The following is a 15,948-nucleotide window of genomic DNA, read 5'->3' as shown; positions in this document are numbered from 1 at the left end:
TTGCTGTGCCTGGCGACTTCCACAGCCTGGTCTCAAGGCCGTGTTGTCAACGTTTATAACTGGGCCGAGTACACCGCGCCTGATACGTTGTCGGGCTTTGAGAAGGAAACGGGCATCCGGGTGCGCTACGACGTGTACGATAGCAACGACACCTTGCAGGCCAAGCTTCTTACGGGCAAATCAGGTTATGACGTTGTTGTGCCCTCCACTCACTATGCGGCGCGCCAGCTGGAAGCCGGCCTGTTTCAGAAACTGGATAAAAGCCGCATACCCAATTGGCGTCACCTCGATCCGGAGATCATGAAGTTGGTGGCCGCCGTTGACCCTGGCAATCAGTATCTTGTTCCCTGGGGTTATGGCACTAACGGATTGGGCTACAACGTTACCCGCGTGCGGGAAATACTGGGTGAGGATGCGCCCCTGCATAGTTGGGACATGCTGTTCAACCCCGACTATGCAAGCAAACTGAAGGGCTGCGGTATTGCCATCCTGGATGAGGCTGCCCAGGTCTTTCCGGCTGCGCTGCATTATTTGGGTAAAGATCCCAACAGCACGAATCCGGATGATTACCGGGCTGCTGTACAGCTCCTCAAAAAAATTCGTCCATACGTTCGCCAGTTCAGTTCGTCGGGCTATATCGATGAGCTCGCTTCCGGCGATTTGTGCATGGTGTACGGTTTTTCGGGCGACGTTCTGATCGCGCGAGACCGCGCTAAAGAAGCCGGCAGGCCATACGAAATTGACTATTACCTTCCCGAGGGTGGGGCCCCGGCCTGGTTTGACACCATGGCAATTCCCAAAGGCGCATCCAACGTGGATGAAGCACATGCCTTCATCAACTATATCGAGACTCCGCAGGTCCACGCGGCCATTACGAACACGATGTTTTATCCCAACGCCAACAAGACCGCGCGTCAGTATGTCGATCCGGAAGTTGCCGAGAACGTCATGATCTATCCGCCGGATGAAGTGGCCTCGCAGCTTTTTGTCATCAAGGCCCTGCCGCTTCACGTGTTGCGTGTACAAAACCGGATGTGGGCCGAACTTCGCTCAGGACGCTAGCCAGTTATGGATAATCGCAATGCCAACCCGGCCTGGCCGGCTGATGAAGACGCCTTCGTGCGTGTCGATGATGTGGTCAAGATCTACGGTGACGTCGTGGCCGTTCAGTCGGTCAACTTGTCCGTCAGGCGCCGCGAGATCTTTGCCTTATTGGGAAGTTCCGGCTGTGGAAAATCGACTTTGCTGCGGATGCTGGCCGGGTTCGAGGAGCCTACCTCCGGCCGAATCTATCTGGACGGCCAGGACATCACCTCGCTGGCTCCGTATCGACGGCCGGTGAACATGATGTTTCAGTCATATGCGCTGTTCCCCCACATGACGGTCGAAGCCAACGTTGCATTTGGCCTCAAGCAGGAAGGCGTGCCGCGAAACGAAGTTCATGAACGCGTGTTCGAAGCGCTCGACCTGGTACAGATGGCGGGATACTCCCGCCGCAAGCCGCATCAGTTATCCGGTGGCCAGCAACAACGGGTGGCGTTGGCGCGCAGCCTGGTAAAGCGACCGAAACTTCTGCTGCTGGACGAGCCCATGTCAGCGCTGGACAAGCAGATTCGCCAGAAGACCCAAATTGAGCTTGTTCGTATTCTGGATCAGGTAGGTGTAACGTGCATTATGGTCACCCACGATCAGGATGAGGCCATGACCATGGCGGATCGCCTTGCAGTCATGACGGAAGGGCAGATTGTGCAGTGTGGCACACCGCAAGAAGTCTACGAGTTTCCGAACTCGCGTTTTGTGGCCGGATTCATTGGAAGCACCAATCTTTTCACCGGTACCATCACTGTGGACGAGGCGGACCACGTACAAATCGAAAGTGACGAGCTTCCTCGTCCAATGTACGTGAACCATGGCGTAAACGAACCACTTGGCATGCAGGTACACGTATCTGTGCGGCCAGAGCAGATCCGGGTGTTGCGTGAACAACCCCAGTCGGACTACAACTGGGCACGCGCAGTCGTGGGACACGTGGCATGGATGGGCAGCCACGCCCGCTATCAGCTCAGGCTCGATTCCGGTGCAGTGGTTGAAGCAGAGGTGCCACGCCAGGTCCTGGCCCAGTCAGAGGCACCGGGGCTGGAAGAAGAGGTTTACATCAGTTGGGCCAGCGACAGCGCTACGGTGTTGGCATCATGAAGCGCCTGTTCTTGCACGACCGGCTTCCCGCCTTGCGTAAGCTGGCCATTGTTCCGCCGTTCGCTTGGCTCGCGTTATTTTTGCTGGCCCCTTTCCTGCTGGTGCTGAAGATCAGTTTCGCGGATCTGCGGTTTGGCATCCCGCCGTATACGCCGCTGGCCCTGTTCGAAAACGAAGCCCTGAGGCTGAGCGTGTACTTCAGCAGCTACAAGTTGTTGTTGACGGACAGCCTGTACATTGCCACCTACATCAGCTCGGTCAAGATGGCTCTGGTTACTACAGCCTGTTGCGTATTGATCGGCTATCCGATGGCTTATTACATCGCCCGTGCAACACCCAAGGCGCGAAACTTGATGCTTCTGGCGGTTATCTTGCCATTTTGGACGTCGCTTTTACTGCGGGTTTATGCCTGGGTGGGCATTTTGCGCAGCGATGGCCTGCTGAACAGTGCATTGCTGGCCTTGGGGCTCATTGATGCTCCGCTGGAAATTTACCGTACTGACGTGGCGGTTTATATCGGCCTGATCTACGCCTATCTGCCGTTTTTTATTCTGCCGCTTTACGCCAGCCTGGTGAAGCTGGACGTACGGCTGCTGGAAGCCGCCTATGATCTTGGCGCACGTCCGACGCAGGCTTTCCTGCGCGTAACCTTGCCAATGTCGATGCCGGGTGTTGTTGCCGGCGCCTTGCTCGTGTTCATTCCTACGGTGGGCGAGTATGTGATTCCCGAGATGCTTGGCGGCGCCGATACGCTTATGATGGGTCGCCTGATGTGGACCGAGTTCTTCAACAATACTGATTGGCCCATGGCAGCTGCCGTCACCTGCGTGATGGTGTTGATTCTTATCGTGCCGTTGGCTTTGCTGCAGTACAACCAGGCCAGGCAGTTTGATGCGGAGAGGCAACGTGGCAAAAACTAACTGGCTTTTCCGCGCTGTCATCCTGACGCTGGGTTACGGATTTCTCTACGTGCCCATTGCCTGTCTCATGCTGTTTTCATTCAATGATTCGGCCATGATGACCTCGTGGACCGGGTTTTCCTTGCGGTGGTACGAAGAACTCTTCAATGACCAGGCTTTATTGTCTGCCACCTGGCTGTCCCTGCGCATTGCGGCACTTACCGCGACGGCAGCTGTGGCGTTGGGTACCTGGGCGGCTTATGTGCTCGTTCGAATGGGTCCGTTCCGCGGATCCGGCCTATACGTCGGCATGTTGTGCGCCCCGTTGGCAATGCCCGAAGTCGTGCTGGGCATCTCTCTGCTTCTGATGTTTGTGGAACTGGGAGAACTTATCGGCTGGCCGGCCGGAAACGGTATGTTCACCATCTGGATCGGGCACGTTACCTTGTGTGTGGCCTACGTGGCCGTCGTTGTTCAGGCGCGCATTCGCGATCTTGATCGCTCGCTCGAGGAAGCGGCCCTGGATCTGGGCGCATCACCGCTCAAGGTCTTCTTTGTCATTACCTTGCCCCTGATTGCTCCCGCGCTGATGGCTTCCTGGCTGCTCGCCTTTACACTCTCTCTGGACGATGTGGTGATTGCATCGTTTCTTTCCGGTCCGGGTTACACCACTTTACCGCTCGAGGTTTTTTCCCGAGTAAGACTCGGACTCAAACCTGAAATCAACGCTTTGGCAACCTTGTTCATTGTGATCGTAGGTATCTGCGTGATCGTGGCCAGCAAGGTGCAATGGCGAAAAGGGGAAACATGAAACCCATACAGCTTTACGGGCTGAAGCGCTGCAGTACTTGCGTCAAGGCCATGAAATGGCTTGAGGATGCCGGTCAGCCGTACGAGTTTTCTGACTACCGCGACAATCCGATTGCCCCTGCAATGCTGTCCAAATGGAAGGAACAGCTCGGCGGGTGGGAAAAGCTCGTCAACCGTGCTTCGATGACGTGGCGGAACCTGCCCGAGCCCCGCAAGGCACCGCAGGACGATTCCCAGTGGCTGGCACTGATTGAAGAATATCCAACCTTGGTAAAACGCCCGGTTCGGGTCGAGGTGGACGGTCGCGTCAGCGTGGGCTTCAACGCCAAAAAATATGAGGAACTCAGGGGGTAGTCATGCTCGACCAGAACTCTTTGAAGCTCAATGTTGCGAAAGCCGCCGTCGAGCATATCTTGCCCCTGCTCCAGGCTGACACCATCCTCGGAGTAGGAACAGGATCCACCGTCGATCTGTTCATCGATGCGCTGGCTCCGCATGCACATCGGTTTCGCGGGGCAGCGTCCAGTTCCGAGCGCAGCTCGGATCGCCTGGCCCGGGCCGGCGTTCGGGTCTTTGACCTGAACGAAATTGATTACATGCCCGCCTATGTCGATGGCGCAGATGAGGTCGACGGCAGCCTGAACATGATAAAAGGGGGTGGGGGAGCCTTGACGCGCGAGAAGATCGTGGCGTCCGTCGCCGAACGTTTCATATGCATCGTCGACGAGTCCAAGCTGGTAAGCCGGCTTGGTGCCTTTGCCTTGCCGGTAGAGGTGATTCCCATGGCGATGAGCGCCGTTGCCCGACGCCTGGTCAACTTGGGGGGGAATCCCGTCGAACGTGAAGGTTTCGTTACCGACAATGGATGTCGGATTCTCGATGTCTCCGGGCTGGATTTTTCTCAGCCGGCGCAGCTTGAGTCGCTTATCAATGATATCCCGGGAGTCGTCACTTGCGGCCTGTTCGCCATCCGCGGTGCAGATCTGGTTCTGATTTCCGGGCAAGGGGGCGTAAGGAAGTTGTCCGCTCCATCGGTTTCATAGTTGTGTCATAAGCGCCTGTTAAGCTTTGGCCTTGAATGGATTATCATGTCTAATGCCTGCGTCGGCAGGCACTGATACCAAGTTTTAGGCGACAAGGGCACTTATGACAGAGCACACCAACAGACAGTTTTCTTCCGATCTTGAAACGACCAAGTCCTTGTTTCTGCAAATGGGCGGTCTGGTCGAAACTATGGTTTACGACGGCGTCGAAACACTGATCTCTGGCGATCTTACACTGGTCGACCGTGTGCGTGAGCGCGAAAAAGAGGTCAATCGCCTCGAGGTAGAAATCGACGAGCGCATCAGTCAGCTAATTGCCCGCAACCAGCCGGCAGCGGTCGACCTGCGATTGCTGTTGTCGATATCCAAAATGCTCACCGATATGGAGCGTTGCGGCGACGAGGCCGAAAAAGTCGCCAAGGTGTCGCGTCGCTTGCATGAATCCGAGGGTCGGTACATTCCGGCAGTCGAGCTCAGGCACATGCGCGATTATGTGGTGTCGATGCTAAGACAGGCGCTCGACGCATTCGCGCGCGAGGATCCCGTGCATGCGGCCGAAGTGGTTCGTCGTGACAAAGAAGTCGACAAGGAATGGAAGGCCACGCTCCGTCATCTGATCACCTACATGATCGAAGATCCGCGCGTCATAACTCGGGCCATCGACCTTATCTTTATCGCGCGGTCACTTGAACGAATCGGAGACCATGCCAAGAACATGTCCGAGCGTGTCATTTACATGGTGATGGGCGACGACGTACGTCACACCGGGGTCAAGGCCACAGAACGGACGGCCAGGGGACACATCTTCGAAGAAGACAACGACGTCTGATTGGATTTGCACTTCGCCCCGGGGTCGGGGCAAAAAAACGGATGTCGAAGCGAACCGTGCTCCCCAAAGGCTGGATTGGTATCCAACTTTTTGGGGTGGTTCAAAGCATCCGTTTTTTATTCTGACGGAGGGACGTATCCCTGGGCTTCGACGTGTGCGTCGTCGAACAGGTAGCTTTCCATTTGTTGTGCCAGATATTTACGTGCACGAATATCGGCCAGATTGAGACGGTTTTCGTTGACCAGGCGAGTTTGTGTCTCGATCCATTGAGCCCAGGCCTGCTTCGAGATGTTTTGCCAGATACGCATGCCGAGTTCGCCGGGATAGGGCGGCGCATCCAGGCCTTCGGCTTCGCGTTTGAGTTTTACACATTGGACCATGCGTGCCATGACGTTACTACCTCGTGAAAGTACGATTGATCAATGGCTTCATTGTACAAGCTTCGCGAAGGCAGGCGCGATGGCAGACTGATGGCCTTGCAGCGGCGCGGTGATTGCCGGGCGCAGCACAAAATCAAAGCCGCTTGATAAATATGAGACTGTTGCGAGACCGGTTGTAATGCGCCTGGCGCTCCTTGGGCAGGTCGGAGACGCCGCCGCGCGCGAAACCGCGCTTCATGAACCAATGTGAGGTTCGGGTGGTCAGGACAAACAGACGGCGCGCACCCATGGCGCGGGCCTTGCCTTCGGCATGTCTGAGCAGCATTTCGCCTTCGCCTTCACCTTGCCATTCGGGATGGACGATCAGGCAGGCCATCTCGACCATCCCTTCGTCCAGATACGGTTTAAGCGCGACGCATCCGTAGATGACACCGTCGTGTTCCAGAACCGTGAACAGCTCAACTTCGCGTTCAATGGTTGCCCGTCCACGTGGCACAAGAGTGCCGTCGGCCTCAAGAGGCTCAATCAGCTGCACGATGGCACCGATATCATCCATGGTAGCGGGGCGAAGATCATCAAGATTGTCTTCGACCACCATGGTGCCCACCCCGTCGTGGGTGAAGATTTCTAGCAGTACGCTTCCGTCCAGTGTGTACGGAAGCAGGTGGGCTCGGGCGACGCCGCGTTTGACGGCACGGGAAGCGTGCGTAAGGAACGAGGCGGTTTCTTCGTCGAGCTTGCCCGAGGCCAGCAAAGCGTCTGCCTCTTCACGCGCCAGTTCGGTGTCTACCGAGCCGTCTTCGAGACGGACGATATGATCCTGGGTCAGGAAGATAAGCTTTTCGGCCCGCAACGCCACGGCAACACTTGTGGCGAGTTCTTCCATGGCGAGGTTGAAGGCTTCGCCCGTAGGCGAGAACCCCAGCGGCGACAACAGTACGATGGCACCCTGGTTCATCACGGCCTTGATCGCGTCGATATCCAGCTTGCGAACTGCGCCGGTGTGCTGGTGGTCAATCCCATCAATGACACCTACCGGACGCGCGGTGACGAAGTTGCCCGAAATTACCCGGATCTTGGCGTGGGACATCGGAGTATTGGGCAAGCCCTGACTGAACGCCGCTTCGATGTCAAGGCGAATCTCGCCGGCGGCTTCCTTGGCGCATTCCAGAGCCTCTGGCGAGGTCGGTTCGGTACCGCGGCCAAACTGTGTGGTGTAACCCTTGAGCTTGAGCTGCTCATTGACCTGGGGGCGCGAACCGTGGACAAGTACCAGCTTCACACCCAAGGCCGACAGCAGCGAAAGGTCTTGGATAAGGGTGTTCAGTGCGCCGTCTATGACCAGTTCGCCGCCAAACGCGACGACAAAGGTCTTGCCGCGAAAGTCGTGCACGTAAGGCGCAACCTCGCGGAACCAGCGCACGAACTGGGCTGGGGCAAATTCAGGCGCATCGTGCGCCGAAAGGGTTTCCGTGTCGTTTTGGACCAAATCGTTGTGCACGCGGGTTCCCATGTTTTTACATCAATGCAAAATTATAATGACTGGTACCCGCTTTATTAGAGTTTTCATGGAAGAGCCCGTCGAATTGTCGGTAAACCAACACAGAAGAGAGTCCAGCCGCAATCGCGCCCGGGCCAAAATCACTCGGCCACTGCCGCCGATCCATTACCCCGAAGACCTGCCAGTCAGTGCGCGACGTGACGACATTGCTGCGGCAATCGGCCAGCATCAGGTCATTATCGTAAGTGGTGAAACCGGGTCGGGCAAGACCACACAGTTGCCCAAGATCTGCCTTGAGCTTGGAAGAGGGCAAAATGGCCTGATCGCGCATACGCAACCCCGGCGTCTGGCGGCCACTTCCGTGGCTCGACGAGTGGCCGAAGAACTTGGCTCCGAGTTGGGTGACTGGGTGGGCTACCAGATACGCTTCAGTGATCGCAGCGGTGCCGGGACAGCGATCAAGCTAATGACGGACGGCATACTGCTGGCGGAATCCCAGCGAGACCCGCTGCTTCGCCGCTACGACACCATCATCATTGATGAGGCGCACGAGCGTAGTCTCAATATCGATTTTCTGCTGGGTTTCCTGAAGCAGCTGCTGCCCAAGCGACCAGACCTGAAGCTGATCATCACGTCGGCAACGATTGATGCCGACAAGTTTTCCAGGCACTTTGCCATCGACGGACGCCCGGCACCGGTCATTGAAGTCTCCGGGCGGCTGTATCCGGTCGAGGTGCTGTACCGGCCGATACTCGATGAAGTCGGTAATGATGTTGCTGCAAGGCGGGTCAGCGGCAAATCTGAATCCGCTCAAGATGAAGAGCGCGATCTGATAAGCGCGGTGGTGGATGCCGTAGCCGAGTGCGCCCGATACGGTCCGGGCGATGTGCTGGTCTTTTTGCCGGGTGAGCGAGAAATTCGGGAAGCCGCTGAATCGTTACGCAAGCAGCACCCGCCTGGTTCTGAAGTACTTGCCTTGTTTGCCCGCCTTTCACAGGCTGAGCAAGAGCGTATTTTCAAGCCCAGCGGCAATGCACGCCGAATTGTCCTTGCGACCAATGTGGCGGAGACGTCGCTTACAGTGCCAGGTATCCGATTCGTCGTGGATAGCGGCCTTGCCCGCGTCAAGCGCTATTCATGGCGTAACAAGGTTGAGCAGCTGCGCATAGAGCCAATCAGTCAGGCATCAGCCAATCAGCGTGCGGGGCGTTGCGGTCGAGTCGGCCCGGGGGTTTGTATTCGCCTCTACGATGAAGCCGACTTCAAGTCGCGCCCTGCCTTTACCGATCCCGAGATCCTGCGTTCGTCACTGGCCTCGGTCATACTGCGCATGAAGTCATTGCGATTGGATGACATTGAAACCTTTCCGTTTGTGGACGCTCCCACCGGTCGAGCGATTGCCGATGGGTATCAGCAGCTTCAGGAGCTGGGAGCACTGGACGGGTCCAACCAACTGACCGCCACGGGGCGCTCGCTGGCTCGACTGCCGGTCGATCCCCGCCTGGCACGCATGATACTCGAGGCTAACGCCCAGCAATGTCTCTCGGAGATGTTGATCATTGCTGCGGCCCTGTCCGTACAGGACCCTCGTGACCGACCCATGGTTCAGCGAGAAGCGGCTGAAGCAGCTCATGCCAGGTTTCGTGACGATAAATCCGAGTTCCTCTCTTATCTGAAGCTCTGGACCTGGTATCACGAGCAAGTCGCGCACAAGGGTTCCCAGCGCAAGCTGATTGCGTTGTTACGCCAGAACTTTTTGTCGCCTGCGCGATTGCGAGAATGGCGCGACGTGCATGGACAGTTGGCCGCGCTCGTCGGCGAGCAACAGTGGCGCGTAAACACCTTGCCTGCCACCTATGAGCAGGTTCACATGGCCTTGCTATCCGGCCTGCTCGGGAATATCGGGTTAAAGAATGAAGAGGGTGGTGGCTATCTTGGAGCACGAGATATCCGTTTTCAAATCCATCCTGGATCAGCTCTGGTGAAGAAGGCCGGGCGCTGGATTGTGGCCGGTGAGCTTGTCGAGACCACACGCCTGTATGCGCGCTGCGTGGCTCGAATCGAGCCGCCTTGGCTTGAGCGCGCGGGAGCCCACCTGATAAAGCGGGTCTGGTCGGAGCCGCGCTGGGACAGAAAAAGCGGACAAGTCGTCGCCAACGAGCGGGCTACCCTATACGGACTGCCGGTCTATTCGGGTCGTCGCATCAGTTATGGAAAGGTGGATCCGGTTCAGGCGCGGGAGATCTTCATTCGCGAAGCTCTGGTCCCCGGTGATATCGACACCCGTCTATCGTTCATTAATCACAACCGACAACTGATCGCCAAGATAGAAAAGCTCGAGCATCAGGCTCGGCGTCCGGATATTCTGGTCGACGATTCCCTGATCTATGCGTTTTACGATCAGAAGCTTCCGGCCGGCATATTCCAGTCAGCCACTCTTGAGAAATGGGCGAGCGGCCTTGACAAGGCAACGCTGGATGGCTTGCGACTCACACGGGATGGCATCATGCGCCACGAGGCGGCCGGTGTCACTACCGATGTCTTTCCCAAAAAGGTGGTGTGGGACGGAGTGGAAATGTCACTTGACTACCACTTTGAGCCGGGATCGGTCCGGGACGGCGTTACGCTGACCGTGCCGCTCTTCGCGCTGAACAAGGTCGATCCCATGCGCTGCGAATGGCTGGTACCGGGCATGTTGAAAGAGAAGGTTCAAATGTTGTTGAAGTCTCTTCCACAACGGATGCGCAGGCATTGTGTGCCTTTGCCCGAGTATGCAGCGGGTTTCCATGAGCGCTGGTTTTCGCGTGCTGCCGATCCGGACACCGGCTTGCTGGAGGCCCTGCGAAGCGATCTGTGGGAGCAGGTCAAGGTTCGGCCTGAGCTGAGTGATTTCAAGACCGAGACGCTTCCGGCTCATTTATTCATGAATTTCAAGATTGTGGATGAGCATGGCCGCATGCTGTCGGGCGGCCGAAATCTTGACCAGCTCAAGGCTGAGCATGGCAGTCAGGCTCAGGCGTCGTTCCAGAAGGTGGCTGCGGGGGACGAAAGCGTCGGTCAGGTGTTGTCCCACGAGAATCTCGTTGATTGGTCGTTCGGAGAATTGCCGGAGTTGTTGGAAATTCGACGCAAGGGCCAATCTTTCGTGGGTTACCCGGCCTTGATTGATCGTCATACACACTGTGATCTGGACGTGTTCGATGATCCGGTCGAAGCCAAAAAGCGTCATCGTACGGGCTTGCTGCGGCTATTTCGTCTGGCGTTGCGTGACCAGGTCAAATTTCTGGAGAAGAACCTGGACGGACTGACGCGCATGAGCATGCTTTACATAAGCCTGGGCACACAGGAAGAGTTGCGCGACCAGATCATTGATGCGGCGTTGGCTCAGGCCTGCCTTGCCGAGCCCTGGCCTCACAACCGGGAAACCTTCGAGAAGCGAGTTGCCGACGGGCGCAGTCGCCTTGGTCTGTTGACGCAGGAAGTTGCCCGCCTGGTAGGTACGATACTTGGCGAGTGGTCCGCGCTCATGAAGAAGCTTCCCCAGGCCAAAGCGCATCCGGACAGCCATGCCGACCTGTCAGGCCAGATCGCGGCACTGATGTCCAAATGGTTTGTTCGAGATACACCCTATAAGCAACTGGGCCATTTTCCCCGCTACCTCAAGGCGGCTCAGGCGCGTATCGAAAAGTTGCGCGCGGATCCCGGAAGGGACCGGCGCCTGATGTCCGAGATGGCACCACTTGTTGTCCAGTATCAGCGCGCGCGGTCGGCGTTGAAGGGGGCGCCAGATTCTGGTCTGGACGAGTTCAGATGGCTGCTTGAGGAACTGCGTGTGGCGCTGTTTGCCCAAGAGCTGCGTACCCCAATGCCTGTATCCGTGAAGCGTCTGCAAAAGACCTGGGCGGCACAGCAGAGGTGAGAACATTTTATGGAAAACGGCAGTACGAATCGGCAGCTTGTCGCAGGCTTGTCCAGCGCGTGGTTTCAGTACAATCCCTAGCATGAATTCCCCCTTGCCCTCATCTTTTGTCCATTTGCGTGTCCACTCTGAGTTTTCAGTCGTGGACGGCATTGTTCGCATTCCACAGCTGGTAAAACGAGTTGCAAGTTTCGGTCAGCCTGCGGTGGCGCTGACCGATCTGGCAAATCTGTTCGGCTTGATCAAGTTCTACAAGGCGGCAAGAAACGCCGGCGTCAAGCCTATAGCGGGCTGCGATCTGTGGCTTGAAAACGAGCTTGACGCTGATAAGCCGCATCGAATTCTTGTACTGGTGCGCAATCACGCCGGCTATCTCAATTTGTGTGACTTGCTTACCCGGGCGTGGCTGGATAATCAGAAGGCAGGCAGGGCGGAGGTACGGCGCGATTGGCTGATGGGGCTTGAAGGTCTCATTGTGCTTTCTGGCGGGCGAGCCGGCGACGTGGGGCAGGCCCTCGAGGCCGGCAAGCCGGATCTTGCGCGCGACATGGCCAATCAATGGGCGGCGGCGTTTCCGGGCGCGTATTACATCGAACTTCAGCGTGTCTTTGAGGCCGACGAGAATTATGTGCAGGCAGCCATGCGTCTGGCGGCAGAGCTTGACCTGCCCGTGGTGGCGACACACCCCGTGCAGTTCCTGCAGGCTGAGGATTTTCGGGCGCACGAAGCACGTGTATGTATTGCCGAAGGCGAGCAGCTTGCCAACCCGAAGCGGGTGCGTCGTTTCAGCAAGGATCAATACCTGCTCGACACTGATGAGATGATGCAGCGGTTTGCAGACGTACCTTCGGCGATCGCGAACACTGTCGAAATTGCGAAGCGTTGTTCGCTTGAGCTGCAGTTGGGCAAGCCGCAGCTTCCTGACTTTCCCACTCCAGACGGTGTGACGCTTGCGGACTATCTGGTTCAGCTTTCACGCGAAGGGCTCGAAAAGCGCATGCGGCAGTTGTTTCCCGATGAAGAAGAACGGCAAAAGAATTATCCGCAATACCTCGAGCGCCTGGACTGGGAGTGCAAGACCATCATCAGCATGGGCTTTCCAGGCTACTTTCTGATCGTCGCCGACTTCATCAACTGGGGCAAGCAAAATGGCGTGCCGGTCGGGCCGGGAAGGGGTTCGGGCGCGGGGTCGCTGGTGGCGTATTCGCTAGGCATTACCGATCTGGATCCAATCAGGTACGACTTGCTGTTCGAGCGTTTCCTCAATCCCGAGCGAGTGTCGATGCCCGATTTCGATATCGATTTCTGCCAGGACAATCGCGAGCGGGTCATCGACTACGTCAAGCAGAAATACGGGAAAGAGGCGGTGAGTCAGATCGCGACTTTCGGTACCCTGGGAGCGAAGGCAGTCGTGCGCGACGTGGGCCGAGTCCTGGAGATGCCGTACATGCTGTGCGACGGGCTCTCCAAGCTGATCCCGTTCAACCCGGCTGACCCTTGGAGCCTGGAGCGAACGCTGAAAGACGAGCCTGCATTCAAGGAGCGCTACGACCAGGACGAAGAAGTAAGGGCGTTGGTAGACCTGGCGCGCCCTCTGGAAGGCCTGACCCGCAATATTGGGATGCACGCCGGCGGCGTGTTGATTGCACCTGGCAAATTGACCGACTTTTGTCCCTTGTACCGTCAGCCCGGTGTCGATGCCAGTGCAGTCTCTCAGTTCGACAAGGACGATGTCGAGGCCGCAGGTCTCGTCAAGTTCGACTTCCTTGGCCTGCGCAACCTGACCATTCTGGATTGGGCCGTACGGCACGTGCGCAAGTTTAACGAGGACAAGCGCGACTTCGACATCATGGCATTGCCACTGGATGATGCCGCTACCTATCAACTGCTGAGCGAAGGAAACACCACGGCGGTCTTCCAGCTTGAGTCTCGCGGCATGAAAGAATTGCTGCGCAGTCTGCGCCCAAACACGTTTGAGGACGTCATAGCCATGTTGGCGTTGTATCGCCCCGGGCCGCTTGAATCAGGCATGGTGGTCGACTTTGTCAACCGCAAGCATGGACGTGCCGAAGTCGACTATTTCCACAAGGATCTTGAGCCCGTCCTGCGCAGTACCTACGGCGTCATCGTGTATCAGGAACAGGTGATGCTGATTTCGCAGATCATTGGCGGCTACACCTTGGGTGGCGCCGACATGCTGCGCCGGGCGATGGGCAAGAAGAAGCCTGAAGAAATGGCCAAGCACCGCGCCATCTTTGAAAAGGGTGCCGTCGAGAAGGGTTACGATGCAGAGCTTGCGGTCAAGCTGTTCGACCTGATGGAAAAGTTCGCGGGCTACGGATTCAACAAGAGTCACTCGGCGGCTTACGCCCTGATTGCGTATCAGACCGCATGGCTCAAGGTGTACCACCCGGCGGAGTTCCTTGCTGCAACCCTGTCATCCGACATGGACGATACCGACAAGGTGCAGGTTTTCTGGAAGGATGCCCTGGCCAACGGGGTCGAGGTGCTGCCGCCCGACGTCAACGATTCGAACTATCGCTTCGAGCCGGTCGCCGACGCGCATACCGAACAGGGGCGTCCGCCGCGCACGATCCGATATGGGCTGGGTGCCATCAAGGGTACCGGCCAGGCAGCCGTGGAAGAGATCATTCGCGCGCGACAGGAGGGCGGGCCGTTCAAGAGCCTGTTCGATTTTTGTCGTCGAATAGATCGTCATACCGTCAACAGGCGCAGTATTGAAGCCATGATCCGTGCGGGAGCGTTCGATTCCATCGACGAGAACCGTGCGGCTTTGCTCGCCACCCTGGGCAACGCGATCGAAGCTGCCGAACAGGCCGAGCGCAGTGCAAATCAGGTTTCTCTGTTCGATGATGACAGCGACGACATTGTCGAAGGAGAACTGGCCAAAGTAGCCCCTTGGGATTTGCGTACAAAACTCACCGAGGAAAAGGCCGCGTTAGGATTCTTCTTCAGTGCCCATCTGTTCGATGCCTGGCGGGACGAGGTGCGCCGCTTCGCTCCCAAGCCACTCGCCCGCCTTGAGCCTGCGCGGGGCTTGCAGTGGTTTGCGGGCGTGCTGGCCTCAGTTCGTCCGCGCATGACACGTCGCGGCAAAATGCTTTACGCGGTACTGGACGATGGCTCGGCACAAGTCGAGGTAGCAGTGTTCAACGAGTTGTACGAGCAGCATCGAGACAGGTTGAAGGAAGACCGGCTGGTCATTGTGCATGGCAAGGTCAGTAACGACGATTATTCGGGCGGCTTACGGGTGTCGGCCGAAGAAATTTACGATCTTCAGCTGGCGCGCGAGGCGCGGGCCAGAGCATTGCGCATTACCCTCAATGGCAATGCCGACCTTCAGCGGCTAGCTGAGGTTCTTGACCCGTTTCGCGCCTCTTCCGATGCGGATGCACCGGGTGTCAATGTCGAGGTGTGTCTTGAACGTGACACTTATCAATGTATCCTGCGTTTAGGCGATGAATGGCGAGTACGCATGGCAGATGACATGCTGGATCAATTGCAGGGTTGGGTCAGCGCTGACGGCGTGGAGATCGCCTACCAATGAAGCCGTTGCGCATTATCCATTCCGAGGCAGCCACCAGTTTTGGGGGGCAGGAACAATACATACACCAGATGATGACGGCCATGCGTGAGCGTGGGCATCATATGGAAGCCATCTGTCAGCCCCATGCGCTATTGGCTCAGCGCCTGCGCGACGATGGCTTCACCGTCCATACACTTCTGATGGACGGCCCGGCAAATTACATCAAGGGCGTGATCAGGCTGCGCAAGGTCCTTCGCGAGGGGCACTTTGATGTCCTCAATACTCACAGCCGGCGTGACACCCTTCTTGCGGGCATGGCAGGGCGGTTGGCGGGTACGCCGCTAATAGTACGGACGCGTCATTTGGCCAAACGTGTTGGGTCATTGTTGTCTTACACGATCGTTCCGCACCGGGTTACTACTGCCAGCAATTTTGTGCGCAATCATCTGATCAGCCGCGGTGTGCCGGCTTCCCATGTGGCAACTGTGTATCCGGTGGTCAATATCAAGCCCTGGAACAAGCCGTCAACCCTGCGGGAAGAGCTGAAGCTCGCGCAAAACGACATCGTCGTGGGTTGTGTGGCCGTCATGAGAGCCAAGAAGGGGCACCGTGCCCTGATCGACGCCATGGAGCCTCTGTTTCGCGGTCGTCCAAACCTGCATCTGGTGTTTGTGGGTGGTGGGTCACCGATATTTGAAGAGGTGCAGGAATATATCGCCCAACGAAAGCTGACGCGTCGGGTTCACTTATTGGGACGCCGCAACGACGTTCCGAATCTTCTGGCCGGATTTGATCTGTTCGCCTTGGCAACCGAGCAAGAGGCC

The 15,948-nt window shown here is 57.2% G+C and carries 12 protein-coding genes; 10 read left to right on the top strand and 2 right to left on the bottom strand.

All coding sequences use genetic code 11. The annotated features are described in order from the left end of the window. The 7 genes from Q1J88_RS00060 (at position 1) to phoU (ending at position 5,777) form a co-directional block, all read left to right on the top strand. The gene (locus tag Q1J88_RS00060) at positions 1-1,062 is read left to right on the top strand and encodes a polyamine ABC transporter substrate-binding protein (RefSeq protein ID WP_301115452.1); all 1,062 of its coding nucleotides are present in this window, start codon (positions 1-3) and stop codon (positions 1,060-1,062) included. 6 nt (positions 1,063-1,068) lie between these two features. Continuing rightward, positions 1,069-2,196: a polyamine ABC transporter ATP-binding protein gene (potA, locus tag Q1J88_RS00055; protein WP_301115350.1), complete on the top strand. Its 1,128-nt coding sequence runs from the start codon at positions 1,069-1,071 to the stop codon at positions 2,194-2,196. Further along, the gene (locus Q1J88_RS00050) at positions 2,193-3,116 is read left to right on the top strand and encodes an ABC transporter permease subunit (RefSeq protein WP_301115349.1); all 924 of its coding nucleotides are present in this window, start codon (positions 2,193-2,195) and stop codon (positions 3,114-3,116) included. Before potA ends, Q1J88_RS00050 begins: the two co-directional genes overlap by 4 nt. Further along, a complete protein-coding gene (locus Q1J88_RS00045; RefSeq protein ID WP_301115348.1) occupies positions 3,103-3,906 on the top strand; it encodes an ABC transporter permease subunit in 804 nt (267 codons plus the stop codon). Before Q1J88_RS00050 ends, Q1J88_RS00045 begins: the two co-directional genes overlap by 14 nt. Continuing rightward, positions 3,903-4,259, top strand: coding sequence for a Spx/MgsR family RNA polymerase-binding regulatory protein (locus Q1J88_RS00040; RefSeq protein ID WP_301115347.1), 357 nt, complete (start codon positions 3,903-3,905; stop codon positions 4,257-4,259). The genes Q1J88_RS00045 and Q1J88_RS00040 overlap by 4 nt, the downstream gene beginning before the upstream one ends. A 2-nt stretch (positions 4,260-4,261) precedes the next feature. Continuing rightward, entirely contained in the window at positions 4,262-4,948 is a 687-nt protein-coding gene (gene rpiA / locus Q1J88_RS00035) for a ribose-5-phosphate isomerase RpiA (RefSeq protein WP_301115346.1), read from the top strand. 103 nt (positions 4,949-5,051) lie between these two features. Further along, positions 5,052-5,777 carry a phosphate signaling complex protein PhoU gene (gene phoU, locus Q1J88_RS00030; protein WP_301115345.1) on the top strand — a complete coding sequence of 242 codons (726 nt, stop codon included), beginning with the start codon at positions 5,052-5,054 and terminating at the stop codon, positions 5,775-5,777. Between the two features lie 116 nt (positions 5,778-5,893). Here the strand turns inward: phoU and Q1J88_RS00025 are convergent, their stop codons facing one another. Continuing rightward, the gene (locus Q1J88_RS00025; protein ID WP_301115344.1) at positions 5,894-6,166 is read right to left on the bottom strand and encodes an oxidative damage protection protein; all 273 of its coding nucleotides are present in this window, start codon (positions 6,164-6,166) and stop codon (positions 5,894-5,896) included. Positions 6,167-6,290: 124 nt separating this feature from the next. Then, complete coding sequence (argA, locus tag Q1J88_RS00020) at positions 6,291-7,670, bottom strand: amino-acid N-acetyltransferase (RefSeq protein ID WP_301115343.1); 1,380 nt, start codon at positions 7,668-7,670, stop codon at positions 6,291-6,293. Positions 7,671-7,725: 55 nt separating this feature from the next. On the opposite strand from argA, the gene hrpA reads away from it, so the two are divergent. From hrpA to Q1J88_RS00005, 3 genes are all read left to right on the top strand, one after another. Continuing rightward, positions 7,726-11,577: an ATP-dependent RNA helicase HrpA gene (gene hrpA, locus Q1J88_RS00015; protein ID WP_301115342.1), complete on the top strand. Its 3,852-nt coding sequence runs from the start codon at positions 7,726-7,728 to the stop codon at positions 11,575-11,577. Between the two features lie 82 nt (positions 11,578-11,659). Next, positions 11,660-15,145 carry a DNA polymerase III subunit alpha gene (gene dnaE, locus Q1J88_RS00010; protein ID WP_301115341.1) on the top strand — a complete coding sequence of 1,162 codons (3,486 nt, stop codon included), beginning with the start codon at positions 11,660-11,662 and terminating at the stop codon, positions 15,143-15,145. Next, a partial coding sequence (locus Q1J88_RS00005; protein WP_301115340.1) for a glycosyltransferase family 4 protein occupies positions 15,142-15,948 on the top strand: 807 nt, incomplete at its 3' end. The genes dnaE and Q1J88_RS00005, both read left to right, overlap by 4 nt.

The organism is Pusillimonas sp., assembly GCF_029263785.1.
Taxonomy (GTDB): Bacteria; Pseudomonadota; Gammaproteobacteria; order Burkholderiales; family Burkholderiaceae_B; genus Pusillimonas.
This window is presented reverse-complemented; position numbering and strand designations above follow the sequence as displayed.

Excerpts from the sequence above, each read along its gene's own strand:
- potA (WP_301115350.1), top strand. The coding sequence starts at position 1,069 with ATGGATAATCGCAATGCCAACCCGGCCTGGCCGGCTGATGAAGACGCC.
- Q1J88_RS00050 (WP_301115349.1), top strand. The coding sequence starts at position 2,193 with ATGAAGCGCCTGTTCTTGCACGACCGGCTTCCCGCCTTGCGTAAGCTG.
- Q1J88_RS00040 (WP_301115347.1), top strand. The coding sequence starts at position 3,903 with ATGAAACCCATACAGCTTTACGGGCTGAAGCGCTGCAGTACTTGCGTC.
- rpiA (WP_301115346.1), top strand. The coding sequence starts at position 4,262 with ATGCTCGACCAGAACTCTTTGAAGCTCAATGTTGCGAAAGCCGCCGTC.
- phoU (WP_301115345.1), top strand. The coding sequence starts at position 5,052 with ATGACAGAGCACACCAACAGACAGTTTTCTTCCGATCTTGAAACGACC.
- Q1J88_RS00025 (WP_301115344.1), bottom strand. The coding sequence starts at position 6,166 with ATGGCACGCATGGTCCAATGTGTAAAACTCAAACGCGAAGCCGAAGGC.
- argA (WP_301115343.1), bottom strand. The coding sequence starts at position 7,670 with ATGGGAACCCGCGTGCACAACGATTTGGTCCAAAACGACACGGAAACC.
- hrpA (WP_301115342.1), top strand. The coding sequence starts at position 7,726 with ATGGAAGAGCCCGTCGAATTGTCGGTAAACCAACACAGAAGAGAGTCC.
- dnaE (WP_301115341.1), top strand. The coding sequence starts at position 11,660 with ATGAATTCCCCCTTGCCCTCATCTTTTGTCCATTTGCGTGTCCACTCT.